The sequence below is a fragment of the Leifsonia sp. HAY1-4F genome, from assembly GCF_056755275.1.
Genome location: NZ_JBNDHX010000053.1, coordinates 1 through 25,739, shown reverse-complemented (window position 1 = coordinate 25,739; position 25,739 = coordinate 1). Strand labels below are relative to the sequence as shown.

The window sequence follows — 25,739 nt, the reverse complement described above, 5'->3', positions numbered from 1 at the left end:
GGTGTCGGAGACCCCGGACGCTCTGCTTGACATGCCCTGACAGCGTTGTAGATTGGCGCTGAAGGTTGCAGCCCCAGACCCCGGTATGCACCAGTCGGATCGAGGGGTTATGAAGGAGATTTCGGCCGGAGCGCGCACATTCGTCACCGGCACGGATATTGCAGAGGCCGTTCTGCGCTACGGTCTCGCACTGGCTCGTCATCATCAGGTCGACTTGGTCGACATCCCCGTCGCCGTGGCCGGCGGAAGGACGGCACGGGCCGGGTTCACGGTCGGCTGGCACGCGGGCACGTCCACGCTCACGACGACTCTGGCCGATGACGACGAGGAGCTCACTGAGCCGAGCACGGTCACCGAGTTGACCGAGCGGACGAAGCGGGTCGGCCACCGCGGCCGGGCCTTCGCCTGGGATGAGCTCGGGGACGAGTTGCCCGACTTCGACCTGGACATGCTCTCGGGCTGAGAGGATCTCGGGCGCAGCCCGGCTCATGGCGGGAGGGGCGAGGATGGGGTTCATTGCCGTACGGTGGAGTGGTGAACCAGGCACGCGAATGCCCTCTGGTCCGCGGGAAGCGGCGAATCCGATGAGGCAGGGATGCTCCCATGGCTGACGACATCGACCGCGAGAAGCCGGCAGGCCCGGCGGCCGGTGCGGCGGGTGACGGTGATCTCTCCACGCTCTTCCTGCGGCACCTGCCCGTGAACGGCACGGCCGTGTCCACCATGGGCGACCTGCTCGGGAATGAGACGATCGCGGCGACCGATGCGCAGGCCGCCCGCCTGGACGAGCTGCAGTTCGACCTCGGCGAGGGTCCGTGCTGGGACGCCCTCCGCTACCGGCGCCCGATCCTCGAGCCGGACATCCGGCAGCGTCCCCAGAGGGTGTGGGCCGCCTTCAGCGCGGCGATCTCCGGCCAGGAAGTCGGTGCGCTGTTCGCCTTCCCTATGCTCATCGGCCCGCTGAAGATCGGCGCCGTGGACATGTACGCACGCGACGCCGTCTCACTCGATCACGAGCAGACCATGCGGGCGGCCCAGCTCACCGACATCGTCGCCCGCCGCGTCCTCCAGCAGGCGCTGGGTCCGCTCGCCGAAGACGGGAAGGTGACCGAGGGCAAGTACTCGCGCCGCATCGTCCACCAGGCGACGGGGATGGTGCTGGCGCAGCTCGGCATCAGCCCGGAGGACGCCCACATGGTCATCCGGGCGCACGCATTCTCGACCGATCAGACGATGATGGACGTCTCCCGCGAGATCCTGGAGGGCCGGCTCGACTTCTCCGTGTCCGAGAACGCGGACGAGGGGTTCTGATGCCCGACACTCGTGAGCAGCAGCTGCTGCGGGCGTTCGCCGCCCTGGCGGATACTCTGGTCGCCGGCTACGACGTCGTGGACCTGCTTCAGACGCTGGTCGACACCTGCACCGGGCTGCTCGGCGCCTCCGAGTCCGGTGTCCTGTTGGCGGACGGCAACGGAGACCTGGATCTGATCGTCTCCACCAGCGAGGCCAGCCGGCTGGTGGAGCTGATGCAACTCGCCGCCGACGCGGGTCCGTGCATCGACAGCTTCAACACCGGCGAGGTCATCTCCTTGCCGGACATCAGCCAGGCGCCGGCGAAATGGAGTCTGTTCCGCGAGAAGGCGCTCGAGGAGGGCTTCCGGGCGGTGGACGCCATCCCGCTGCGACTCCGCGAGGACACGATCGGAACGCTCAACCTGCTCCGGACGCAGACCGGTCAGCTGGACGAGGATGACATGGTCGCCGCTCAGGCGTTCGCGGACGTCGCCACCATCGGCATCCTGCACGAGCGGACGATCGCGCACAGCAACGAGGTGCGCGAGCAGCTCCAGCGCGCGCTGAACAGCCGGATCGTGATCGAACAGGCGAAGGGCGTGATCGCGTACATGCGCGGCGTCCCGATCGACGAGGCCTTCACGCTCATCCGCAACTACGCCCGGAGCCACCAGCTCGGGATCTCACGCGTCGCCGCCGCGATCGTCGGTCGCGAGCTGGAGCTCTAGTCCTGCTTACGGCGTCCACCGCAGTTCGATGATCTGGTGCGCGTCGCTGAGGTAGAACACGTTCTGGGTGCCCTCGTCGACCTCGACGAAGGCGACGGGGTCGCCGACGGCCGGCGGGGCGCCGACCCGGGCGGCGATGTCGTTGACGTGCCAGGCGCCGGAGCTCCACCAGAGCTCGTGGACCATGTCATCGGTGCCCGTATAGACCACGTGCTGCGTCGCGACCGGCTGGAAGAGCCCGGACTCGAACGCATAGCCCGCCGGGCTCGACGTCGGATACGGCAGGGCGGCCCCGGCGGCGGCCGTGAGGTCGTTGTGATGCCAGCCGTCCGTGCGCCACCACAGCTCGTGCAGGTGTCCGTCGACGCCGACGTAGTCGACGTGCTGGGTGCCGTCGCCGCGGAAGACGTAGCCGTTCACGGTGTCCGCGTCGGTCGCGGGCGGCGCGCCCGTCGTGGCCGTCAGGTCGCCCCAGTGCCAGCCGGCCGCGTCGGCCCAGAACTCCAGGAGGTGACCGGGATCGCTGCGGACGAGGACGTGCGCCGTGCGCTGGTCCTCGAACGAATAGCCGGTCGGCGTGGCATCCGGTGAGCAGGGCGGTGCGCCGGTGGCCGCCGTCAGATCCAGGTCGTGCCAGCCGTGCCCGGAGTTGCTCAGCTCGTGGATGTGTCCACCGCCTCGTGCGTGGTAGACCACCCGCTGGGTTCCGTCGTAGTAGGTCTCGTACCCGTACGGCTGCGAGAGGGTGAGCGGTGCGTGCGCGGCATCGGTGAGGTCGTTGGCGTTCCAGCCGTCATCCTCCGTGTACCAGAGCTCGTGGACGTGCCCGTCGAACTGGCGACCCTGGTACACGACGTGCTGCGAGCCCTGGTGTGCCCAGATGTACCCGTTGGCGTTCGTGGCCGCTTCGGCGCCGCCGGCCTCCGAGACCAGGTTCTTGACGTGCCAGTCGTCGCTGGCGCTGCAGTAGAGCTCGTAGAGCTGGCCATCGTCGCCGCCGGTCGGGGTGAATCCCTGGAAGACGACGTGGCGGGTGAACTGCGCGAAGAGCCAGGCGGTCGGCTTGTAGACGGCGAGGGGCGCCCCGGCCGTGGCGGTGGTGAGGTTCTTGGTTCTCCATCCCATGATGGTGCTCCGATCCGTGCGAGTCGTCGGCGTCGGGAGTCGGCGTTGACGAACCCAGGGTAGGCGCGCAAGCGCCGCCGCGGGCCTCCCCGATTCGCCCTCGACGTCCCGCCGGGCATCCTCCACATTCGTGACGAATGTCGCGTTCCAGGTCGTGGGAGTGCACATTCGTCACGAATGTGCGGCCGTAGGAGGGCGGGACGTGACGCGGTGCGCAAGCGGGCGGCAGCGCCTCGGCGCGCTGCGGATACACTACGTTGCATGAAGCGGGCCACCATCTACGATGTGGCACGTCATGCGGGAGTCTCGCATCAGACGGTGACCCGGTTCCTCAACGGGTTCGAGGGGATCCGGCCCACGACCCGCGCCAAGGTGCAGGCGGCGATCGACGAGCTGAACTACCGGCCGAACGGCGCCGCGCGCTGGCTGCGGTCGCGGCAGTCGAACCGGATCGGCATCCTCGCGCACCGGATGGAGCTCTCGGGCCCCGGACGCATCATCGCCGGCGCGACCACGGCCGCGCGGAGCCGGGGGTACGTGCTCGACATCGCCTCCATGGACGGGGAGGACGCCGCGTCGGTGGATGCCGCCCTCGACGTCGTGATGGAGCACCAGATCGCCGGCGTCTTCGCGACCGCGCAGACGGACGTGGTCCGGATCGCCGTCGAGAACCGGGGGATCGACGTCCCCATCTCGATCGACTCGGGGGAGGGGCTCGCCTCTTCCGGCGCGGACCCGCGGGCGCATCCGGGGCAGCTGGCCGGGATGCACCTCGCCGACCTCGGGCACCGGCACGTCGCCTTCGTGAACGGTCCCGGCGTGTGGATCGCGTCCGTCGAGCGCAGGAACGGATTCCTCGACGTCGTGCGGGAGCGCGGACTCGACCTGGTGTGGGAGTCGGAGGGCGACTGGTCCGCCGAGGCGGGCTACCGCGCCGCCCGGGAGCTCCCCGGGGGGGTGACCGCCGTCGCGCTGGCCAACGACAGCATGGCCATCGGCCTGATCTTCGGTCTCGCCGAGCGGGGCATCCGGGTGCCGGACGACGTGAGCGTGATCGGGATGGACGACGCACCCGAGTCGCGGTTCCACCTGCCCTCGCTGTCGACCATCCGCCTCGATTTCGAGGGTGAGGGCGCCTACCTGATGAACATCCTGATCGCGAAGATCGAGGGCGAGGATGTGGCGGAGGTTCCCGGATACCGGCTCCCCGAACTTGTCCAGCGAGCCTCGACCGCGCCCGCCCCGCGCTGACCGAATGTAACCATCCGGTCTCGAAGGTTGTGCACGGGTCAGCGGCCGTATAGCATCGCCAACAGCTTAATGTTGTCGACAACATCGACAGACCAGCCCGGAATCCGATGTTGTCGACAACAGCGCGATGATGCGAAAGGTCGGCGATGACGCAGAACCCCCACTTCTCCGGTGTGCTCTTCGGAGCCGCCTACTACGCCGAGTACCAGGCCGACGGGACGCTCGATCGCGACCTCGACCTGATGGCGGAGGCGGGGTTCACCGTCATCCGCGTCGGCGAGTCGGTGTGGTCCACCTGGGAGCCGCGGAACGGGGAGTTCCACCTCGACTGGCTGCAGCCGGTCCTCGACGGAGCGCACGCCCGGGGGATCGCGGTCATCCTCGGCACGCCGACGTACGCCATCCCGCCGTGGCTGCAGACCCTCCACCCGGAGATCGCCTCGGTGAATGCGGACGGGCGCGCGATCGGCTGGGGCGTCCGCCAGGAGATGGACCAGTCGGTGCCCGCCTACCGATGGTACGCCGAGCGGATCATCCGGAAGGTGGTCGAGCGCTACGCCGGCCACCCGGCGATCATCGGCTACCAGGTGGACAACGAACCGGGCAACAACCTCTCGCACAACGAGTCCACCTTCCAGGCCTTCGTCGGGTGGCTCCGCGCCCGCTACGGCACGGTCGAGCGCCTCAACGAGGAGTGGGGGCTGGTCTACTGGTCGCACCGCATCTCCGAGTGGTCGGAGCTCTGGCACCCGGGCGGCAACGGGATGCCGCAGTACCAGCTCGAGTGGCGACGGTTCCAGGCCGGGCTGGCGACGGATCTCATCGCCTGGCAGGCCGGGATCGTCCGGGAGTACGCCCGGGAGGACCAGTTCGTCACGACCTGCATCTCGTACTCCCGGCCGCAGATCTCCGACGACGAGCTGGTCGCCCCCCTCGACGTCACGGCGGGCAACCCCTATTACCTGATGCAGGACGGCCTCTCGGCCGATGTGGACCTTCCGCGTCAGGCGGAGTGGTGGCACACCGGGCCCTGGGCGCTCTTCCAGTGGGCCGACCGGGCGTACTCGTCGGCGCAGGAACGCTTCCTCGTCACCGAGACGAACGCGCAGTCCATCGGCGGGCCGTGGCAGAACCAGCCGCCCTACCCCGGCCAGATCAAGCAGGCGGCCTTCGCGCTCGTCAGCCGCGGCGCCCGCATGGTCGAGTACTGGCACTGGCACACCCTCCACTTCGGCGCGGAGACCTACTGGGGCGGCATCCTTCCGCACAGCCAGGTGCCCGGCCGGATCTACCGCGAGGTGGCCGAGCTGGGAGCGAGCCTCAAGCGGATCGGCGGCTCCCTCGACGGGTTCGAGCCGGATGCGGACGTGCTGCTGCTGCACTCCACCGACACGAAGTGGTCGTTCGAGTTCTACCCGCCGCTCGCTCGCGAGGACGGCCACCCGGACGCCGGCTCGTACGGCCATATCGTCGACGCCTTCTACCGGGGCCTCAGCGAGGCCGGCGCTCAGGTCCGGGTCCAGCACTCGCGGCAGTTCGTGGCGCAATCCGCCGAAGAGCTCGCGGCGAGGTATCCCGTGCTGGTCGCTGCCGCCGAATACGTCGCGGACGACGCCGTTCTGGATGCGCTGCGCGCGTACGCAGAGGCCGGCGGGCACCTCGTGCTCGGCATCCGCACCGGCTACGGAGACGAGCTCGCCCGCGCCCGCCGGGGTGTCGCCCCGGACCGGCTGCACGACGCCGCCGGGGTCTGGTACGACGAGTACAGCAACCTGTCCGAACCCCTCGGGGTGACCGCGGTGCGCGCGGACTTCCCGCTGGCGGAGGGGGCGCAGGCGACGTCGTGGGTGGATGTGCTGAACGTCGAGGGCGCCGAGACGCTGGTCGAGTACGCGCCAACGGAGTTGGGCGCGAAGGCGGCCATCACGACGGCACCGTTCGGCTCCGGACGCGTGACCTACGTCGGCACGGTCCCGAACCCGGCGCTCGCGCGCAGCATCGCGCGGTGGCTCGTGCCCGAGACCGCGTCCGCGTCCTGGAGCGCGGCGTCGCCGGTCACGGTGAGCACCGGGCGGGCGGGGGAGCGCAGCATCGCCTTCGTGCACAACTGGTCGGCCACAGAACATGCCGTCCAGGTGCCGGCCGACAGCATCCACGTCGAGACCGGCGAGCGGTTCGCCGCCGGATCCCGCTTCACCCTCGAACCGCGCGGCGTGGCCGTGTTCGAGGTCACCGGTTCACAGGCGTGACCGGAACACCAAGAGAAAGAGAACGCTCATGAGGAAGAAAGCACCGAGAACAGCAGTGGCGCTGGGCACCGGCCTCCTGGCTGTTGCCATCGCGCTGACGGGCTGCACCGGCGGAGGCGGAGGAGGGACGTCGGGCAACACGAAGTCCGTGTCGCAGTCCGACATCGACAAGGCGATGAAGACGCCGACGAACCTCACCTTCTGGACCTGGGTCCCGAACATCAAGGACGAGGTCGCGCTGTTCGAGAAGAAGTACCCGGCGATCAAGGTCGACGTCGAGAACGTCGGACAGGGCGCGCCGCACTACCAGAAGCTCCGCACCGCGCTGAAGGCAGGCAAGGGCGCCCCGGACGTCGCTCAGGTCGAATTCCAGTACATCTCCTCGTTCACCGTCACGAAGAGCCTGCTCGATCTCACGCCCTACGGAGCGTCCGATCTGAGCAGCCAGTACGTGCCGTGGGTGTGGAACCAGGTGAAGCAGAGCGGAGGGATCTACGCCGTCCCGCAGGACTCCGGCCCGATGGGCAACCTGTACCGCAAGGACATCCTCGACAAGGCCGGCATCACGTCCCCGCCGACGACGTGGGACGAGTACTCGACCGACGCAGCCGCGGTGAAGTCCAAGACCGGCGTCTTCATGTCGAACCTGGCCTCCAGCCAGGCCGGCCAGATGCTCGGCCTCCTGTGGCAGGCGGGGGTGAAGCCGTTCGGGTACGACGGGGCGAAGGGTGTGAAGGTCGACGTCAACAGCGCCGAGGCCAAGAAGGTCGTCGCGTACTGGCAGGACCTCATCCAGAAGGGATACGTCTCCACCGATCCCGACTTCACCGACAGCTGGTACCAGGGACTCGCCAACGGGAAGTACGCGGGCTGGCTGACGGCGGCGTGGGCTCCCGTGTTCCTGCAGGGCACGGCGGCGAAGACCTCGGGTCTCTGGCGCGCAGCGGCCCTGCCGCAGACGCCGGGAGCGAAGCCGGCCTCGGGTAACTGGGGCGGTTCGTCGGATGCGGTCCTCAAGACCACGAAGAACCCGATCGCCGCGTACGAGCTGGCCGAGTTCATCAACAACGACCAGCAGTCGACGCTGATGTTCGCGAACAAGCAGTTCCTGTTCCCGACCCTGAGCGCCACCCTGAAGGATCCGGCGTTCGTGAATCAGGCCGCCCCGTTCTACGGTGGCCAGAAGGTGAACGAGCTGTTCGCGGGCATCTCGACCACCGTCGACACGAAGTTCGAGTGGCTGCCCTACATGGACTACGCCTACTCCAGCTACACGGAGACGATGGGCAAGGCGCTCGCGGCCAAGGGCGACCTGTCGGCCGGGCTCGACGCCTGGCAGAAGGCGCTCGTCAGCTACGGCACCCAGCAGGGCTTCTCGGTCAACAAGTAAGAGCTGCGCCGGCGGCGGGTGCTCCACCCGCCGCCGGCTGCAGCGCACTCCGCCCGACGTAACCGCAGACGCATCCCGCGCGAAGCATCCCGCGCGAAGCACCCCGCACGAACAAGGGAGTTCACCATGACCCAATCCGTCGCATCCGCCCCCGTGCGGACGCGAGAACGCACGGAGAGACCGCGACGCCGGCACAGTGCGACCCAGCGGCGGCTCAACCGTGCCGCCTACCTGTTCGTCGCGCCGTTCATGATCGTCTTCATCGTGATGCTGCTGATGCCGCTCATCTACTCGGGCTACCTCAGCCTCTTCACGACCCAGCTGGTGGGCGGTCAGACCTTCGCCGGCTTCGCCAACTACCTCCGGGCGTTCACCGACCCCGACTTCCTCGGCGGCATCGGGCGCATGGCCCTGTTCCTGGTCATCCAGGTGCCGATCATGCTCGCGCTCTCGCTCTTCTTCGCCCTCGCGCTCGACAGCGGACGGGTGCGGGGCTCCATAGCTCTGCGGCTGCTGATCTTCCTGCCGTTCGCCGTTCCCGGTGTCGTCGCCACGCTGATGTGGGGCTACCTGTACGGCAACGACTTCGGCCCGATCGCGCAGACGTTCCGGGGGATCGGCCTCCCGGCCCCCGACCTCCTGAGCGCGCAGAACATGCTCGGGTCGATGATGAACATCGTCACCTGGGCCTTCGTCGGCTACAACATGATCATCATGTACGCGGCTCTCCGGTCGATCCCGACCGAGCTGTTCGAGGCGGCCGAGATCGACGGCGCCAGCCAGTGGCGGGTCGCCTGGAACATCAAGATCCCGGGCATCCGGCCCGCGATCATCCTGACCGTGATCTTCTCGATCATCGGCACGTTCCAGCTCTTCAACGAGCCCAGCCTGCTGCACAACCTGGCGCCCAACGTCATCGACAACGGGTACACACCCAACTACTACGCGTACAACCTCGCGTTCACCAACCAGGACGTCAACTACGCCGCGGCCATCGCCTTCCTCCTGGGGCTCGTGATCGCCATCGTGTCGTACGTCGTGCAACTCTCGACCCAGCGGAGGGAACCCCGCAATGACTGACACAGCGACCGAACAGGTCCTGGTCCCGGCGCCGAAGGCCGGCCGCCGGCGCGGACGCGGCGAAGCCCGGTCCTACAACCGCGAGAAGCAACGGAGCGCGCTGTTGACGGTGCTGCTCTGGATCTGCGCGCTCTACTTCGTGCTGCCGATCGTCTGGCTCTTCATCGCATCCACCAAGAGCAACGCCGACCTGTTCACCACGTTCGGGTTCGCCTTCGGGCACACCTTCGACCTGTTCACCAACATCGGCGCGGTCTTCACGACCCAGAACGGCATCTACATCCATTGGGCGATCAACACGCTGATCTACGCCGTGGTGAGCGCGGTCGGGGCGTCGCTGCTGGCCACGATGGCCGGGTACGCGTTCGCGAAGTACCGCTTCCCCGGGGCCGTCGTGATGTTCAGCGTGGTGCTGGGCGCGATCATGATCCCGCTCACGGCGCTTGCCCTCCCGACGTACTTGATGTTCAGCCAGCTCGGGATCACGAACACGCCGGCCGCCGTCATCGTGCCGTCGCTGGTGAGTCCGTTCGGCGTCTTCCTGATGCGGGTGTACGCGGCCGACGCCATCCCGGACTCGATGATCGAAGCGGGCCGGGTGGATGGGGCGGGCGAGTTCCGCATCTTCTGGCAGATCGGGCTGCGCCTCCTCGGACCGGGCATCGTCACGGTCTTCCTGTTCGCGCTGGTCGGGACCTGGAACAACTACTTCCTGCCGTTGATCATGCTCAACAGTTCCGGCCTCTACCCGCTCACCGTCGGCCTCGCCCAGCAGCAGGCGACGAGTGCGGCGGGCGGCGGATCCCAGGCGCTGTTCTCCGTGGTCATCACGGGATCCTTCGTGTCGATCATCCCCCTGGTCATCGCGTTCCTGTTCTTGCAGCGATACTGGACGACCGGACTAGCGAGCGGAAGTGTCAAAGAGTGAGTGGATTCTGGTACGGCGGAGACTACAACCCGGAGCAGTGGCCGGCGGAGGTGTGGCGCGAGGATGTGCGGCTGATGAACCGCGCGGGAGTGAACCTGGCCTCGGTCGGGATCTTCTCCTGGGCGCGCATCGAGCCGCGCGACGGCGAGTTCGACTTCGCCTGGCTGGATGAGGTGATCGACCTGCTGCACGCGGGCGGAGTGCGGGTCGACCTCGCCACCGCGACGGCGTCGCCTCCACCGTGGCTGGCGAAGAAGCATCCCGAACTGCTGCCCGTTACCGAGGACGGCGTGACGCTGTGGCCGGGCAGCCGGCAGGCGTACTGCCCGAGCTCGCCGATCTACCGGCGCTACGCCGCCCGCCTGGTCGAGGCGATCGTGGACCGCTACGCGGAGCACCCCGCTCTCGAGCTGTGGCACGTCAACAACGAGTACGGCTGCCACGTCAGCCACTGCTACTGCGACGCGTCGGCGGAGGCGTTCCGCACGTGGCTGGCGGAGAAGTACGGCACGATCGAGGCGCTGAACGACGCGTGGGGGACCGCGTTTTGGTCGCAGCACTACGACTCGTTCGACGAGATCCTGCCGCCGCGGTCGGCGCCGACCTTCAAGAACCCGACGCAGCTGCTCGACTTCGACCGGTTCAGCTCGGACGAACTGCGGGCGTGCTTCCGGGCGGAGGTGGAGATCATCCGGTCGCGGTCCTCCGTCCCGATCACGACGAACTTCATGGGGTTCTTCAAGCCGGCCGACTACTGGGCATGGGCGCCGGAGGTCGACATCGTGTCCGACGACGCCTATCCCGATCCGGCCGACCCGCTGTCGCCGGTGTACGCCGCGATGGAGCGCGACCTGATGCGCTCGCTCGGCGGCGGCAAGCCGTGGCTGCTGATGGAGCAGTCGCCGGGCGCCGTGAACTGGCGCGAGCGGAACGCCGCCAAGCGGCCCGGCCAGATGCGCGCGTGGTCGTACCAATGCATCGGGCGGGGTGCCGACGGCATCCTGTTCTTCCAGTGGCGGCAGGCGGTCGCCGGGGCGGAGAAGTTCCACGCCGGCATGGTGCCGCACGGTGGGACGGACACCCGGATCTTCCGCGAGGTGGAGGAGCTCGGCGCCGAACTGCGGACGCTCTCCGGAGGGGATGCGCTGCTCGGCGAGGCCGTGCCCGCGGAGGTCGCGATCGTCTTCGACTGGGACTCGTGGTGGGCGATCGAGCAGCCGGCGTCGCCCGCGAAGGTCCAGTACCTCCACGAGGTCTTCGCCTGGTACCGGGGGCTCGCCGCGGCCGGCGTGACGGTCGACTTCGCGCAGGCGACCGGCGACCTGTCCGCGTACCGGGTCGTCGTGGTGCCGTCGCTCTTCGTCGCGAGCGATGAGCAGCTGGAGGCGTTGGATGCGTTCGCCGCAGACGGAGGCACCCTCGTCGTCGGCTATCTCACGGGCATCCTCGACAAGAACCTGCACGCGCGGACGGGCGGCTACCTCGGCGTGCTGCAGGAGACGCTCGGCGTGCGGGTCGAGGAGTTCGCGCCTCCTGCGGCTGCGGACCTCGGCGCGAGCGGGGGCGGCGAGCCGCCGGCGCTGCGCGTGCGCGGGGATGTGGTAGGAGGGGACGGATCCGCATCCCTCTGGGCCGAGTACGTCGTGGCGGGGTCGGCGGACATCGAGGCCGTGTTCGACGGCGGCGTGCTGGACGGGCATCCCGCCATCACGCGTCACGTCCGGGGTTCGGGCGACGCCTGGTACGTCGCCACCCGGCTCGGCGAGGACTCGCTCGGCGTGCTGCTGGAGGGTGTCCTCACGTCGGCCGGCGTCCACCGCCTCCCGCAGTTCCCGGGGGTGGAGCTGGTGCGCCGCGGAGACGTGCTCGTCGCGATCAACCACTCCGACGAGACGGTCACCCTCGACCTCCCGGGCACCGACCTCCTCACCGGGACGACCGCGTCCTCCCTCCGCCTGCCCACGCAGGGGGTCGCCCTCCTCCGCCACCCCTGACCCTGCCCGCGCCCGCTCCGGGCCTATCAACATTCGTGACGAATGTTGCCTTCCACGCGCTGGGAGGCGACATTCGTCACGAATGTTGCACCCTGCCCGCCACTCTCGGGCCCGTTCAGGGAGCGTTGGTCGTGGGGGCGGGGAAGTGCTCGAGGCCGGCGACGCGGAGGAGGTCGAGCTTGGCGGCGTCCTCGCTGCCGGGGACGGCGGTGTAGACGACGATGCGGAGGTCGCCGTCGGGAACGGTCAGGACGTCGCAGTCGATCGTGATGGGACCGGCCACCGTTCGCGTCATCGTCTTGCGGCTCGCGCGGTGCGTGGCCACGCGCGCCGTCGCCCAGCGGCGCTCGAACTCGGGGGATTCGGCGCGCAGCCGTGCGATGAGGCGGCCGAGTTCGCGATCGCCGGGGTACCGGCCGTGGGCTTGGCGGAGGTCGGCGACGAGGTCGCTCGCGAACTCCTCCTCGTGGACCTCGTCGTACTCGATGCCGTCGTGCCCGCGTGTGAAGTGACGCCACACCAGGTTGCGCTCGATGCCGGTCACCTCGGCGGGGTCCCTGATCAGTGCCGCCCAGAGGGGGTTCCAGAGGAGGAAGTCCCAGGACGCGGTGAACACCGCGAGCGGCACATCCCCGATCCGGTCGAGGATGCGCTGGACGCCGGGTGTGATGTGCCGGGGCATGGTGCCATCGGGGTCCGGCAGGGCGCCGGCCACGCGGAACAGGTGGTCGCGTTCCGCACGGGAGAGCCGCAGCGCGCGGGCCAGTGCCCCGAGCAGTTGCGGCGACGGATTGCCCGCCCGGCCCTGCTCGAGCCGCACGATGTAGTCGACGCTCACGCCCGACAGCGCGGCCAGCTCTTCGCGGCGGAGCCCCGGCGCACGGCGGCCAGGGCCGGCGGGGAGCCCCACCTCGGCAGGGTCCACCCGGTCGCGCCACGACCGCAGCACCGCCGCGAACTCACCCATAGCGCACATCGTACGTCCGCCGCCGGCCCGCATCCTGGTACTCCCGGTACCCCCGTCGAGCGCTGCCTGGGTCTCCGCCCGCGGTCCGCGCAGACTCGTTCCCATGACCACGACACTCATCACCGGGGCGAACCGCGGCCTCGGCTTCGAAACCGCCCGGCGACTCCTCGGCGCGGGCCACACCGTCTACGCCGGGATGCGCGACCCCGCCAGCGGTGACGCCTCACGCGACCTCGGGGCGATCCCGCTCGCCCTCGATGTCACCGACCAGGGCAGTGTGGATGCGGCGATCGCCTCCCTGCCCGCCCTGGATGTGCTGGTCAACAACGCGGGCATCCTGGGGACGTCGCTGCGCGGCGTCGACGACCTCGACGTGGAGGCGATGCAGCGGACACTTGATACGAACGTACTCGGGCTCGTCCGCGTGACGCAGGCGGCGCTTCCGCTGCTCCGGCGATCCGCCGCTCCCGTGATCGTCAATGTCGCGTCCGGCGTCGGCTGGCCCCGGTGGCTGTCGACGCCGGGCCACGACGAGTATCCGGTTCGCGGGATCCCGTATGCGGCATCCAAGGCGGCGGTCATCGCGCTGACGGTGCAGTACGCGAAGAGCCTGCCGGACGTCCGGGTGAATGCGAGCGACCCGGGCTACACGGCCACGGAGTTCAACGGGTACAGCGGACACCAGACCATCGAGGAAGGGACGGATGCGACCGTGCGCCTGGCAACGATCGGTCCCGGCGGCCCGACGGGGGAGTTCCATAATCGGGCGGGACGCATCGAGTACTGAACGAGGACTGCCGGCGTCGCGTGTGCGACGCGGGCAGTCCCCGTTGCGGTGTGTGGTGCTACTCGGGCACGGTCACTTCAGCGTCCACGCCTGGTTGGGCTGCCCGTTGCAGTACCAGAGGTCGACGGCTGTGCCGTTGCCCGTGCCCGCGCCGCTGGCGTCCAGGCAGAGGTCCGGTGCGGCGACCGGTCTGATCGAACCATCGGCGGCGACGTTCCAGTGCTGCGTGTCGGACGCCGTGCATGACGCGGTGACGACTCGCTGACCCGCGGTGGCGGTGACGCCGTCGGTGCCCGCCTGCATGCAGAGGTTGCCGTAGACGGTCAGCTGCTTGTCCGCGGTCAGGTTCCAGGACTGGTTGCCGCCGCCGTTGCAATCCCACAGGTCGAGGGCGGTACCCGGTGTCGTGCTGAACCCGGGGACGTCGACGCAGCGGCCGGATGCCTGCCCGACGATGCTCTGGCCGGGAGGCGCGGGCGGGAGGTCGTTGACCGGCTCCTGGTCGCCGTAACCGTAGCCCCACTTCAGCTGGGCGACGCCGGTGGCGCTGTTGTCGGTGAGGGTGCCGTCCGGCTGGAGGGATTCGATGGAGTACGAGTCTCCCGCACGCAGTCCCGGCCAGTAGACGAGGCCCATCCGGTTCTGGCGGGCGAAGTCGGTCACCGCGGCGAGGAAGGACGTGTAGACGTTCCCGTTGTGTGCGCCGTAGTTGAGCCCGATCGTCATGGGCGATCCGGCCTCGTCGATGATCGTGCGGCCGGCGTAGGAGCCGATCCGGGCGGAGAGGTCGGCTGTCCACTCGGCCTCGGTCGTGTGCGAGGCCCAGAAGCCGTAGAAGTGCAGCGAAAGGAGCGTGCCCTTCAGCTGGGGCGCGTCGCCGACTCCCACGACGTTGTCGTTGTAGCCGGTGCCGCTGATGACGACGCGGTTGCGCGGGACCTCGCGGTGGTCCGCCAGCCACTGCGACGTGACGCCGACCCACTGGTCGAGCGTGTAGCCGTGCGGCTCGTTCATCGGCTCGAAGTAGACGTTCGAGGTGTGCAGGTACTGCGCCACGACGGTGTTCCACATCGTCTTCCAGGCGGGGACGTCGTCGATGAAGCCGTCCTTGCTGGTGTCGGCCTCCCAGTAGCTCAGGATGACCTTGTCGCCGGCGGCCACCGCAGCGTCGATGGCCCCGCGGTAGGAGTCCCACCAGGCGGTCCCGACGCTGGCCGGGTTGATCGGAAGGCGGACCGTGTTGGCGCCGAGGTTCTGCGCGAAGCCGCCCAGGATCTTCTGGGATGCGGCGTACACCTGGTCGTAGCTGTCCGAGGTGCTGAGGCCGGTGGGGACGACCGCGTCCGACGCATAGTTGTCGCGCGGGTCGGCCCAGTTCACGCCCTTGAACTCCGAGGTTCCGGGGCCTTGGGAGGGGTTGGGCTGGTCGGCCAGGGCGGGCGCCACGCCGATCCCGGTGAGGGCGAGGGCGCCGGCGACCGTGATCGCGACCATCCCCCTCCGAATTCCGTTCGGCAATGTTGACGTCAACATTTTGCGATGCATGTGATCCTCATCGATCTGGATGGTGGGTGGTTCCGGTCGGGCTGTCGGCGGTGCGACCCGGTGTCACGATGCTTCCACCGTGCATCGTGTCCCGTCAAGTGGGGGTGCGGGAGGGGTGTTCGTGGGCGGCCGACGCGGCGTCCGCGGCTCGACCTAGACTGACGGGGTGGGAGCTGACGCACGGGTGGTGACGCTGCAGGATGTCGCCGACCGTGCCGGGGTCTCTCGGGCGACGGCCTCCCAGGCGCTGACCGGCAAGGGCCGCATCTCGCAGGCCACCCGCCAGCGCGTCCACGACGCCGCCGCCGCGCTCGACTACTCGGTCAACCTGATCGCTCGCGGACTGCGCACCGCCCGGTCGGGCGCCGTCGGCTTCTGCGTGCCCGATCAGACGCTCAGTTTCCGCTATTACATGGACGTCGCCTTCGGAGCGGTCGAGCGTGCGCAGGAGTCCGGGATGCTGGTCACACTGCTCCCGCCGGCCTTCTCGGGCCCGGGCATCATCGAGCAGCTGGACGGGTACCTGATGATCGATCCCGCCGACGGGGACCCGCTGGTCCAGCGGCTTCTCGCCGGTCGGAAGCCGGTCGTGAGCGGCGAGAACCCGCCGCCGGACGACCCGGAGCCGTGGAGCATCGTCTTCGGCGACCACGAAGCCGGCATGCGCCTCCTGCTCGACCACGTCTGGGAGAACGGGAGCCGCCGGCCCGCGGTGATGCTCCCCGATCCGGTGATGGCCTGGGGCCGCGAAATGGCGGCCGGGTATTCCGCCTGGTGCGCCGAGAAGGGCGTCGAACGGCGGCAATTGCTGGGATGGTTCGACGCCACCATGGACGACGTGCGCCGGGAGCTGGATGCGCTCTTCGCGCGGCCGGACCATCCGGACGCGGTGATCGCGGCTCCCGAGGGCATCGCGATCGTCGCGATGGAGGCGATCCGGGGCGCGGGTCTGGTGCCCGGACAGGATGTGCTCGTCGCGAGCTACGTGGAGTCCGACGCGTTGTCGGTCACCCAGCCGACGATCACGGCGCTGGACCTCCACCCCCGCGAGATGGGCCGGCGCTGCATGGACGAGCTCATCCGCGCGCTCGACGGCGGCGAGCCGGGCCGCCGGGTGGAGGTGCCGATCGACCTGATCGTGCGCGAGTCCACCTCCCGGCGCTGAGCCTCCCTGCGCTGCCCGTGCACATTCGTGACGAATCGTCGTTCTGACCGCGTGGGAGTGCACATTCGTGACGAATCGTCGCTTAGACCGCGTGGGAGTGCACATTCGTGACGAATCGCACATACTCGCGCTTCGGAATCCGCAAAGAAAAATCGGTTAGCCATCTTGTTTTGCGTTGACTAATCGATTAGCCTCGCGGAAATCGATCGTCGTGATTTCCCCGAGACGGCGATCCGAAACCTGACCGACGTGTCGACGAAGGAGCCGAGCACAATGGATGTCACGACAGAGCAGCAGAGCCACCCAGACCCCGGCGGCGCTCCAGCCTCCGGACCGGCCACGGGAGCGCCGACGAACGCGGGCGCACCGCAGACCGGCGCCCTGCGCACCAACGCGCTCGGAACCGGCGGGATCGTCTTCACCGTGGTCTCCGCCGCCGCCCCGCTCACCATCGTCGCGGGCATCGCGCCGCTCGCCATCCTCATCGGAGGCATCGCCGCTCCGCTGGTCTACACGGTCGCCGGCATCGTGCTCGGCATCTTCGCCATCGCCTTCATGGCGATGACCCGGTATGTGAAGGCCCTCGGCGGCTTCTACACGTACATCACCGAGGCGCTCGGCAAGGCGGTGGGTCTGGCCTCGTCGTTCGTGGCGCTGTTCTCGTACAACGCCCTCCAGATCGGCCTCTACGGCCTGCTCGGCGCACAGGGCCACGACCTCCTGAAGACCGAGTTCGGGATCGATGTCCCCTGGTGGGTCATCGCCCTGGTCGGCGTGCTGGTCGTGTTCGGCGTCGCCTCCCGCGGCATCGACGTCGGAGCGAAGGTGCTCGCCGTCCTGCTGTCGGCCGAGGCCCTCATCCTCGTGCTGTTCGCCGTGGTCGTGCTCGCCCGCGGGGGCGCGGAGGGCATCACGTTCGGGACGTTCAGCCCGCAGGCCCTGCTCAACCCTGGTCTGTTCGCCGTCGCGGGCTTCGGCTTCGCGGCCTTCATGGGCTTCGAGTCCACCGCGCTCTACCGGGAGGAGGCGCGCACGCCCGAGAAGACCATCCCGCGCGCCACCTACATCTCGGTGGCGTTCATGGCCGTCTTCTACGGCTTCGTGGTCTGGGCGATCATCATCGCGGTCGGCGAGAGCCACGTGCAGGAGGCTGCGGCGAAGGACGCCGCGGGTCTCGTCTTCGCCTCGGCCGGCAAATACCTGGGTCCCTGGGCCGAGCTGACCATGTACATCCTGATCATCACCAGCGTCTACGCGAGCCAGCTCGCCTTCCACAACGCGATCAACCGCTACACCTTCTCCCTCGCCCGGGACGGCGCGCTGCCCCGCGCACTGCACCGCACCAACCGCTTCGGCTCGCCGGTCGTCTCCGGAGGGGTCCAGACCGTGCTCGCGCTGGTGGTCGTCGGGATCGTCGCCCTCACGGGAGGCGACCCCTACCAGCAGCTCCTGCTCTGGGTGAATAGCCCCGGCGTGTTCGGGATCATCGCCCTCCAGGTCATCACCTGTGTCGCGGTCGTGGTGTTCTTCCTGCGCAACCGCTCGCTGCCACGCAAGTGGTACGTCATCCCGAGCGCGGTCGTGGCGGCCCTCATCATGACCGCAGTCACCTACCTGCTGGCCATCAACGTCGACCTGCTCACCTCGGCCGGACCGGCCGTGGACACGGTCATCATGCTGTGCATCCCCGTGGTCTTCGCGATCGGCGCCGTGCTCGCGGTCGTCTGGAAGCGCACCCGACCGCGGACCTACGCCCGGATCGGAGGCGGAGAATGACACGCGCCACATTGCACGGTCCTTTCGACCTCCTCCTCATAGCCGGCACGGTGCTCACCCCAGGCGCGATCGACGCCGGCGGCCGTTCCGGGCGAATGGCCGTCGCCATCCGCGACGGGATCATCGTCGGGGTCGCCTCCGAGTCCGAAGCGATCGCCTCGGGCTGGGCGGCAGCCGCGGCGGAGGTGCTCGACCTCGGCGAATCCACGGTGAGCGCTGGCTTCGTGGATGCGCACATCCACCCGATCATCGGCCTGCAACTCACCCGGGGGCTCGATCTCTCCGGTATCACCGAGCGGGAGGACGCGCGCAGCGCGATCGCCGCCTACGTCGCCGATCGCCCGGCCGAGGAGGAGTGGATCCTCGCCTGGGGACTCGACCCCGCGGTGTTCGAGGGCGGAGAGTTCGGCAATGAGCTGCTCGCCGGCGTGGACGGCGGCCGCAAGCTGTACATCACGCTGTTCGACGGCCACTCCGCTCTCGCTTCGGCCGCCGCGATCGAAGCGGCGGGGGTGCGCGGCGACGAGGTCTTCCCCGACGCGTCCGCGCTCGGGCTCGACGCCGACGACCGCCCGAACGGGATGCTGTACGAGTTCTCGGCGCAGCAACTGGTGCTCCCGCACATCCCCGGCCTGACCTTCGAGGATCGCGTGCGGCTGCTGGCCGACCTGCTCGGCGGGATGGCCTCCACCGGCATCGTCGCCGGCCAGATGCTGGATCTGATGGCCGAGGACTCCTTCGACCTGCTGGAGGAGCTGGAGCGCCGGCAGGACCTGCCGATCCGGTTGCGCATCTCACCGTCCGTGTTCCCCGGATTCACGGCTGAGGACCTGGAGCGCCACCTCCGGTACCAGGAGCTCGCCGGCCGCCGCTGGTACGTGCGGGGCGTCAAGCTGATGATCGACGGCACGATCGACAACGGGACGGCGTGGCTCTTCGAGCCGGACACGAAGGGCGAGTCGACGCAGTCCCTCTGGCTCGACCCCGCCGAGTACCGTGAGGCCGTCCGCTTCTTCCACGAGCACGGCATCCCGACGACGACGCACGCGATCGGTGACAAGGGGGTCGCCTTCGTCGCCGAGACCCTGGCCTCGCTCTCCGCGAACGACGTGCAGCACCGCATCGAGCACATCGAGACGCTGCCGGACGAGGTCCTCGACGAGATCATCGCCTCGGGAGCCGCGGCGAGCATGCAGCCGACCCACTGCACCCTGTTCACGCGCGCCGACCACACCGACAACTGGTCGCAGCGACTCGGCGACGAGCGCGCGGACCGGGCATGGCGCACGCGCGATCTCCGCGACCGTGGCGCGATCCTCACCCTGGGATCCGACTGGCCGATCGCGCCGTACGACCCCCGCGGAATCGTGGCGGCGGCCCGGCTCCGCCGGCCGGCCGGGCAGGAGGAGGTCGAGCCGGTGCGTCCCGACCAGTCACTGAGTGCCCGGGCGGCGCTGGAGGGCTACACCAGCGAGTACTGGAGGAGCGTCGGCGAGCCGGGCGGCCGGATCGAGCCAGGGCTGCCCGCGGACCTCACGGTGTGGGCGCGAAACCCGCTGACCACCGACCCGGACGAGTTCGCCGGCTCCGAGGTGCTTCTCACGGTGGTCGGCGGCGTGCCGTGGGTGCGCGACGTGTCGGGCGCGCACGCGCCCTGAGGCCGCCGTCCCGACCGGTCGGCCTCCGACCGGTCGGGACCCTCGGCAGGGCGCTATGGAGTGGGGACGGCCGTCGGGCTCGACGGGCCCGTGGGTGAAGTCGGCTCTGGGGTCGGGGCTTCTGTCATCGCCGGTGTCTGCGCCGGTGCCGGAGCGCTGCCCGGTGTCGCCGTCGATCCACTCCCGCCTGCGGGCGCAGGAGTCGCACCCGGGGAGACCGCCGGAGCGGGGCTGCTCCCCGGGGCCGGTACCGCCGAGGGGTCCTTCTGGAGGATCGACTTGATCTCGCGTTCGAACTCCAGCAGGCGTGCCTGCACCTCAGCCAGAGGCAGGCCGCTCAGCTGCTGCGAGAACGCCATGATCTGCGACCAGAGCGCCTGGAGGCTCGAGACCGTCGCCGCGTCCGGCGGGCCGCTCAGGGTCAGCACGAGCTGGTCGGCGATGGCGGCGGTCAGGCAGTTCAGACAGCCGTAGTTCGCGGCGACCGAGAGGTTCTGCGGGATCACGACGTTCGACTGACCCACGACGAGGACGACTTGGAAGCCGACCGCGACCGTCGTGCATCCGGAGCAGTCGGCGAAGGCGTACGCGGCGTTCGTACTCAGCACCGCCGCCCCGCCGGTGACCCAGACGAGGGCGAACGCGACGTCGTAGAGCACGGAGCCGTCCGTTGTGTTCACCGCGAGCGCCTGGTTGTCTCCAGGTCGCGGCGGCAGCGGCTTGTCGAAAGGGAAGACCCAGGACGGCGCGCCGCCGGTCCGGGGGAGTAGCACCATCGCGAGCTGGGGATGGTCGGCCGTGGGACGGGCGCCACCCGGCCAGATGGTCTGGACCTGGCCGGTCGCCCCGGCGGAGAGGTGCCCTGGACGGTACTGCGCCGGCGCGAGGATGTCCGAGATGGTGCCCCGCTCGTAGGCCTGGATGGGCCGGTACGTCTGCGGCGCAGGCCACCAGGCCCAGGCCAGGCCGGCCACCAGGGCGAGCACAAGGACCCCGGCCAGGCCGCGACGGGCGGGCCGCCCGCGGGTGGAGGTCCACATCCGCCCGAGCCCGGAACGCGCCAGGCGGAACAGGATGTACACGCCGCCGAGGATCGGCAGTGCTGTCGCCACCATGACCACCAGCTGCGCCGCCCCTGCCGCTACGTCACCCCGCCCGAACTCGAGGGCGAGCGCGTGCCCCCGCTCCGCAAGCGCGACCCACGCCGTCGCGACCACCCGCGGGAGGGTCAGCACCATCATCAGCAAGGAGAAGAGCAGCATCGGGACGACGACAAGCACCCAGAGGCTCACCACTGCCCGTGCCCAGGGTTTGAGCACCCGCGACTCCGGCCGGTTCCACCGCCACGGGAGCAGGCCGAGAAGCGTCGGCCGGATGCGCTGGAACAGGTCGGGGACGCCGGTCAGGTCGGCGAGCACGTGGTACCCGTCGAAGCGGACCATCGGCAGCAGCTGATGGACCATCTGGAGCAGTTGGGTGACCACGACGAGCAGCAGCGCGTCGTAGCGGGTGACCCACCAGATCCCGACCACGACGACCGTGACGATGGTGTTGAAGTACAGGCCGCCGAGGTCGGTGCGCACGCGTCCGGCCCGCCCCAGGCGATACGAGTCGGTCACGTCGGTGAAGAACGCCGGCCAGAACAGGTAGAGTCCGAATCCCATCCGGCCGGGTGTTGCGCCGCCGTAGCGGGCGGCGGCCGCGTGACCGAACTCGTGGAACCCCGCCGACACGACCGTCACCGCGACGATGAGGAGCAGGACGCCGGGGTCCTGGACGGCATGGTAGGTCGCGGCGGCCAGTCCCTGTACCGCGAGCAGCCACCAGCACGCCGCGACGAAGACGCAGAGGACCGGGACCACGACGAGGGGATGGAAGAGCGCCGCGAACGGAGCCGTCACCCGGCGGGTCACATCCGGGTCGACGACCTCCCGTCGCAGCCGCAGTGCCAGGAGCGGGTTCGAGCGCTTGAGCTCGGGTTGCGAGCCGTCCGGACGGGTGAGCAGCCCGAGTGGACGCAGCGAGGAGTCGATGAGGCTGGCGGCATCGTCCGCGGTCACGAGGCGCCCGGTTCGGTCCGACACCCGGTCCGCCACCTCCGCAGGGGCGCTCCGCCCGTCGATCTCGTCCAGGATCGCGTAGAGCAGCGGTGTGAGCTGGAGGGTCTGGCCGTCTGCCCGGCGCACGAGTGCCGGCGGCTCCCGGTATCCGGAGCCGCGCATCGCGCCGACCTCGGTTGGGCGCTCCTCGTGTTCCGAGGGGCGCTCGGGGGTGACGGTCACCGTCGGCTACGGCTGGATCGTCGACTGCTGGTCGGCGGTGGCGTCGGCGGTGCCGGTGATGTTCTGGTCGATGACGGCATCCTGCTGCGAGACCGCTGCGGCCTGGCTGTCGACCGAGCCGATGTTGGCGGCCACGCTGGCGTCGATCGGCGCTGCCACGTTGGCGTTCGCCGCGACCGCGCCGTTGATCGGCGCGTCGAAGTTGGCGTTGGCGGCGGCATTGACGTCCACATTCAGGAGGCTGCCGTCGGTGAGGGAGCCGGGGGTCGTGTCGGCAGTGGGCGCGGGCGCCGGAGCGGGGGTGGTCGTGTCGCCGGTGGGTGCGATCGTGCTGGACTGGTCGGAGTGAGCGATCGCGTCGCCCGTGATTCCCTGGCCGATCGCCGCGGACTGGTCCGCCCCGGCGAGGGCCGTCGAGCCGGCCGAGAGGACGTTCGCGCCGGCGGACGCTTCGATGGGCGCTGCCACGTTCGCATTCGCCGCGACGCCGAGGTCGACCGGGGCGGCGAGGCCCAGGGCCAGATTCAGATCGGCGTTGAGGTCGAGGATCGAGGCGACCTCCTTGTCGGGGAGCGCCGTTGCGCGTTCGGCGGCCAGTTCATCGGCAGAGAGGGGCTTCCGGTCGTGGTTCTGTTCGTCCTTCACGTGCGACTCCGTCTCCGGGCGACAAGCCCTGGTCCGGCGCAGCGATTCTGCGCATCCGGGCCGAAGATACGCGCCGCGTGTTCGCGCAGAACAGGCCGTTCACATTGCCGCGCCATCATGATAGACAGCCGCGTCTCCTGTCGGTTTGGACGGTGAATCCGCAATTGTGATGTGGATTCAGTTGCGCTCTGGCGTTTTCACGGTGGATATCGATAGTCTGGCCTTCCCCAATGATTTCTCACGCACTGGAGCGGATAGCAATGGACACCATCGAACGCGACGTCGTCGTCATCGGCGCAGGAGCCTCGGGCCTGACGGCTGCCACCGAGCTGAAGAAGGCCGGTCTGACCGTCGCCGTGCTCGAAGCCCGCGACCGGGTCGGGGGCCGGCTGTGGACGGACGAGGTCGGCGGGGCCACGCTCGAGATCGGCGGCCAGTGGGTCTCGCCCGACCAGGACGCACTCATCGACACGCTCCGCGACCTGGGGCTGGAGACGTACTCCCGCTACCGCGAGGGGGTGAACATCTACCTCGGCGCGAACGGCGAGCGGCGCACGTTCGCGGGCGACATCTTCCCCGTGGCGCCGTCCACCGAGAAGGAGATCGTCGGCCTGATCGAGCGGATGGATGCGCTGGTCGCCGAGATCGACCCGGAGCGGCCGTGGGCGCATCCACGCGCGAAGGAGCTGGACGAGATCTCGTTCCGCCGCTGGCTGGAGACGCAGACCGACGACGAGGAGGCGCGGCGCAACATCGGCATGTTCATCGCCGGCGCCATGCTCACGAAGCCCGCGCACGCCTTCTCGGCGCTGCAGGCGCTGCTCATGGCGGCCAGCGCCGGCAGCTTCTCGAATCTCGTGGATGCGGACTTCATCCTCGACAAGCGCGTGAAGGGCGGCCTCCAGCAGGTGCCCCTGCTGCTCGCCGAGCGCCTGGGCGACGACGTCCACCTGAATGCACCAGTGCGGACGCTGCAGTGGGACGAGACGGGCGTGACGGCGATCGCCGACGAGGTGCGGGTGAGCGCCCGCTTCGCCGTTGTGGCCGTTCCGCCGCCGCTGATCAGCCGCATCCAGTACCAGCCGCCGCTGCCGCGCCGCCAGCAGCAGCTGCACCAGCACCTCTCGATGGGCTTCGTCATCAAGGTGCACGCCGTCTACGAGACGCCCTTCTGGCGCGAGGACGGGTACAGCGGCACGGCGTTCAGCCCGTACGAAGTGGTCCACGAGGCGTACGACAACAGCTACGACGGCGATCCGCGAGGAACGCTGGTCGGCTTCGTGTCCGACGAGGCCGCCGACGCGGTGTTCCGGCTGACACCCGAGGAGCGCAGGGCGCGTATCCTCGAGTCGCTGTCGCACTACTACGGGCCGCAGGCGCTCGAGCCGGTGGTGTACTTCGAGAGCGACTGGGGCAGCGAGGAGTGGACCCGCGGCGCCTACGCCGCCAGCTTCGACATGGGCGGGCTCGCCCGGTACGGCGAGGACCTGCGGGCGCCGGTCGGCCCCATCCGCTTCTCCAGCAGCGACCTCGCGGGCAAGGGCTACCAGCACGTCGACGGGGCGATCCGCGTCGGCCGGGAGACGGCGGCGGCCATCGTCGCCGAGCTCGTGCCCGCCGGACGCTAGGTGCCGGCCGCTCGATGGCCGCCGTGCGCTGGGTGCCCGCCGACCGCTAGGCAGGGGCCGTACCGCCGGGTACGCTTCCGGCATGTCGATCGAGGTGCTGCCGGCCACCGGCCAGTGGGACGACTTCGCGTCGTTCATGGTCCCGCGCAAGCCGGGCGGCGGGGGCTGCGTCTGCATGTCGTACCGGGACGCGCGGCTCGGGATGCCCGAGCGCATCGAGTACATGCGCAGCGAGTGCAGCCGGGAGCCGGGCCCGGGAGTCCTCGTGTACGTCGACCGCCAGGTGGCGGGCTGGTGCTCGGTCGCGCCGAAGTCGAGCTACGGCCGGCTGATGCGCTCGCGCACCATCCCGCATCTCGACGAGGAGCAGGACCCCTGGTCGATCGTCTGCTTCGTCGTGCGGGCGGGTTTCCGCGGCCGGGGGCTGATGCACGAACTCCTCGACGGCGCCGTGGAGCACGCTCGAAGCGCAGGCGCGACCCTGGTGGAGGGCTACCCGGTCGATACCGGCGGCGCGCGAGTGGATGGGATCAGCGGCTATGTCGGAACCGTCGCCCTGTTCGAGTCGCACGGGTTCACGCGCCGTAGCTCGACCGAGGCCCACTCGGGCGGAGCGGACCGGTGGGTGATGCGGCGTGAGATCGGCTGAGGCAGGGCCAGCGGCTGCATGCGGCCGCTTTCACCCCGGGGGTGAACGGAAAGCGGCAGACTGACGAGAGGGGAAGCGGCCGGCCGTCGTACTGCCGGCGTCCAGTGGGGGACAGGGGGACATCGTGCCGGGAGCCGAAGCCATAGGGGACGTCGTCGCACTGATCGTGCGGACGACGATCGGAGAACAGGGGACGCTGCATGAGGCGTCGTTCCGCCTGCTCAAGCAGGGTGTCGCCCGCTTGGACTCCGGTGGCGACGCCGCAGAGGTCGACGCGTCGCTGCTGGTGGACGGCATCCTGCTGCTCGTCCTCAGCGAGGCGCGGGACTCGCCCGGAACGGCTGAGTTCACCCGGCGGCTCGGCGCCGAGCGCTCGCAGCGCGTCGCCGAGCAGCTGCGGTCCGCCTCCCGCATCGTGAGTCGTGCACCCGCGGCGGGGATCGCGGTCACGCTGACCCCGCGCGAACGGGAGGTGCTCTCGGAGCTGCAGTGGCATCGGCCGCTCGCCGTCGTCGCCGCAAACCTCAACATCAGCCTCAACACCGTCAAGACGCACGTCCGCGCGATCTACCGCAAGCTCCAGGTGGATGGCCGAAGCC

General features: G+C 69.5%; 21 protein-coding genes. 16 read left to right on the top strand and 5 right to left on the bottom strand.

Features of this window, described 5'->3' with window-relative positions:
• Window positions 1-109 precede the first annotated feature (109 nt).
• The 3 genes from ACPYOG_RS11430 (at window position 110) to ACPYOG_RS11420 (ending at window position 2,021) form a co-directional block, all read left to right on the top strand.
• On the top strand, window positions 110-463 hold the full coding sequence (locus ACPYOG_RS11430) for a hypothetical protein (RefSeq protein WP_481294351.1): 354 nt from the start codon (window positions 110-112) through the stop codon (window positions 461-463).
• 140 nt (window positions 464-603) lie between these two features.
• Window positions 604-1,311, top strand: coding sequence for a GAF and ANTAR domain-containing protein (locus ACPYOG_RS11425; RefSeq protein WP_481294350.1), 708 nt, complete (start codon window positions 604-606; stop codon window positions 1,309-1,311).
• Window positions 1,311-2,021: an ANTAR domain-containing protein gene (locus ACPYOG_RS11420; RefSeq protein WP_481294349.1), complete on the top strand. Its 711-nt coding sequence runs from the start codon at window positions 1,311-1,313 to the stop codon at window positions 2,019-2,021. Before ACPYOG_RS11425 ends, ACPYOG_RS11420 begins: the two co-directional genes overlap by 1 nt.
• Window positions 2,022-2,027: 6 nt before the next feature.
• On the opposite strand, the gene ACPYOG_RS11415 is transcribed toward ACPYOG_RS11420, so the two are convergent.
• Entirely contained in the window at window positions 2,028-3,146 is a 1,119-nt protein-coding gene (locus ACPYOG_RS11415) for a hypothetical protein (protein WP_481294348.1), read from the bottom strand.
• A 261-nt stretch (window positions 3,147-3,407) separates the two neighbouring features.
• On the opposite strand from ACPYOG_RS11415, the gene ACPYOG_RS11410 reads away from it, so the two are divergent.
• The 6 genes from ACPYOG_RS11410 (at window position 3,408) to ACPYOG_RS11385 (ending at window position 12,038) form a co-directional block, all read left to right on the top strand.
• Complete coding sequence (locus ACPYOG_RS11410; protein WP_481294347.1) at window positions 3,408-4,397, top strand: LacI family DNA-binding transcriptional regulator; 990 nt, start codon at window positions 3,408-3,410, stop codon at window positions 4,395-4,397.
• 146 nt (window positions 4,398-4,543) lie between these two features.
• A complete protein-coding gene (locus ACPYOG_RS11405; protein WP_481294346.1) occupies window positions 4,544-6,646 on the top strand; it encodes a beta-galactosidase in 2,103 nt (700 codons plus the stop codon).
• A 28-nt stretch (window positions 6,647-6,674) separates the two neighbouring features.
• Entirely contained in the window at window positions 6,675-8,036 is a 1,362-nt protein-coding gene (locus ACPYOG_RS11400) for an ABC transporter substrate-binding protein (protein ID WP_481294345.1), read from the top strand.
• A gap of 126 nt (window positions 8,037-8,162) precedes the next feature.
• Window positions 8,163-9,116, top strand: a complete 954-nt coding sequence (locus ACPYOG_RS11395; RefSeq protein WP_481294344.1) for a carbohydrate ABC transporter permease — start codon at window positions 8,163-8,165, stop codon at window positions 9,114-9,116.
• On the top strand, window positions 9,109-10,044 hold the full coding sequence (locus ACPYOG_RS11390; protein ID WP_481294343.1) for a carbohydrate ABC transporter permease: 936 nt from the start codon (window positions 9,109-9,111) through the stop codon (window positions 10,042-10,044). The genes ACPYOG_RS11395 and ACPYOG_RS11390 overlap by 8 nt, the downstream gene beginning before the upstream one ends.
• The gene (locus ACPYOG_RS11385) at window positions 10,041-12,038 is read left to right on the top strand and encodes a beta-galactosidase (RefSeq protein ID WP_481294342.1); all 1,998 of its coding nucleotides are present in this window, start codon (window positions 10,041-10,043) and stop codon (window positions 12,036-12,038) included. The genes ACPYOG_RS11390 and ACPYOG_RS11385 overlap by 4 nt, the downstream gene beginning before the upstream one ends.
• Before the next feature lie 115 nt (window positions 12,039-12,153).
• Here the strand turns inward: ACPYOG_RS11385 and ACPYOG_RS11380 are convergent, their stop codons facing one another.
• Window positions 12,154-13,005 (bottom strand): helix-turn-helix transcriptional regulator, encoded by an 852-nt coding sequence (locus ACPYOG_RS11380; RefSeq protein ID WP_481294341.1) that lies wholly within the window; start codon window positions 13,003-13,005, stop codon window positions 12,154-12,156.
• Window positions 13,006-13,108: 103 nt separating this feature from the next.
• Between ACPYOG_RS11380 and ACPYOG_RS11375 the strand changes: the two genes are divergently transcribed.
• A complete protein-coding gene (locus tag ACPYOG_RS11375; protein ID WP_481294340.1) occupies window positions 13,109-13,792 on the top strand; it encodes an SDR family NAD(P)-dependent oxidoreductase in 684 nt (227 codons plus the stop codon).
• 72 nt (window positions 13,793-13,864) lie between these two features.
• Here the strand turns inward: ACPYOG_RS11375 and ACPYOG_RS11370 are convergent, their stop codons facing one another.
• Entirely contained in the window at window positions 13,865-15,286 is a 1,422-nt protein-coding gene (locus ACPYOG_RS11370) for a ricin-type beta-trefoil lectin domain protein (protein ID WP_481294339.1), read from the bottom strand.
• A gap of 217 nt (window positions 15,287-15,503) precedes the next feature.
• Between ACPYOG_RS11370 and ACPYOG_RS11365 the strand changes: the two genes are divergently transcribed.
• The 3 genes from ACPYOG_RS11365 (at window position 15,504) to ACPYOG_RS11355 (ending at window position 19,936) form a co-directional block, all read left to right on the top strand.
• A complete protein-coding gene (locus ACPYOG_RS11365; RefSeq protein WP_481294338.1) occupies window positions 15,504-16,502 on the top strand; it encodes a LacI family DNA-binding transcriptional regulator in 999 nt (332 codons plus the stop codon).
• Window positions 16,503-16,775: 273 nt separating this feature from the next.
• Window positions 16,776-18,278, top strand: a complete 1,503-nt coding sequence (locus ACPYOG_RS11360; RefSeq protein ID WP_481294337.1) for an APC family permease — start codon at window positions 16,776-16,778, stop codon at window positions 18,276-18,278.
• The gene (locus ACPYOG_RS11355; protein WP_481294336.1) at window positions 18,275-19,936 is read left to right on the top strand and encodes an amidohydrolase; all 1,662 of its coding nucleotides are present in this window, start codon (window positions 18,275-18,277) and stop codon (window positions 19,934-19,936) included. The genes ACPYOG_RS11360 and ACPYOG_RS11355 overlap by 4 nt, the downstream gene beginning before the upstream one ends.
• A 53-nt stretch (window positions 19,937-19,989) precedes the next feature.
• Here ACPYOG_RS11355 and ACPYOG_RS11350 read toward each other — a convergent pair whose 3' ends face one another.
• Window positions 19,990-22,218 (bottom strand): hypothetical protein, encoded by a 2,229-nt coding sequence (locus tag ACPYOG_RS11350; RefSeq protein WP_481294335.1) that lies wholly within the window; start codon window positions 22,216-22,218, stop codon window positions 19,990-19,992.
• A 6-nt stretch (window positions 22,219-22,224) separates the two neighbouring features.
• Complete coding sequence (locus ACPYOG_RS11345) at window positions 22,225-22,863, bottom strand: peptidoglycan-binding protein (RefSeq protein WP_481294334.1); 639 nt, start codon at window positions 22,861-22,863, stop codon at window positions 22,225-22,227.
• A 260-nt stretch (window positions 22,864-23,123) separates the two neighbouring features.
• Here ACPYOG_RS11345 and ACPYOG_RS11340 point away from each other — a divergent pair, with 260 nt between their 5' ends.
• The 3 genes from ACPYOG_RS11340 to ACPYOG_RS11330 all read left to right on the top strand — a co-directional run.
• Window positions 23,124-24,491: a flavin monoamine oxidase family protein gene (locus ACPYOG_RS11340; RefSeq protein ID WP_481294333.1), complete on the top strand. Its 1,368-nt coding sequence runs from the start codon at window positions 23,124-23,126 to the stop codon at window positions 24,489-24,491.
• Window positions 24,492-24,573: 82 nt separating this feature from the next.
• Complete coding sequence (locus tag ACPYOG_RS11335) at window positions 24,574-25,140, top strand: GNAT family N-acetyltransferase (RefSeq protein WP_481294332.1); 567 nt, start codon at window positions 24,574-24,576, stop codon at window positions 25,138-25,140.
• 124 nt (window positions 25,141-25,264) lie between these two features.
• Window positions 25,265-25,739, top strand: a 475-nt coding sequence (locus ACPYOG_RS11330; protein ID WP_481294331.1) for a helix-turn-helix transcriptional regulator, incomplete at its 3' end; no start/stop codon positions are given.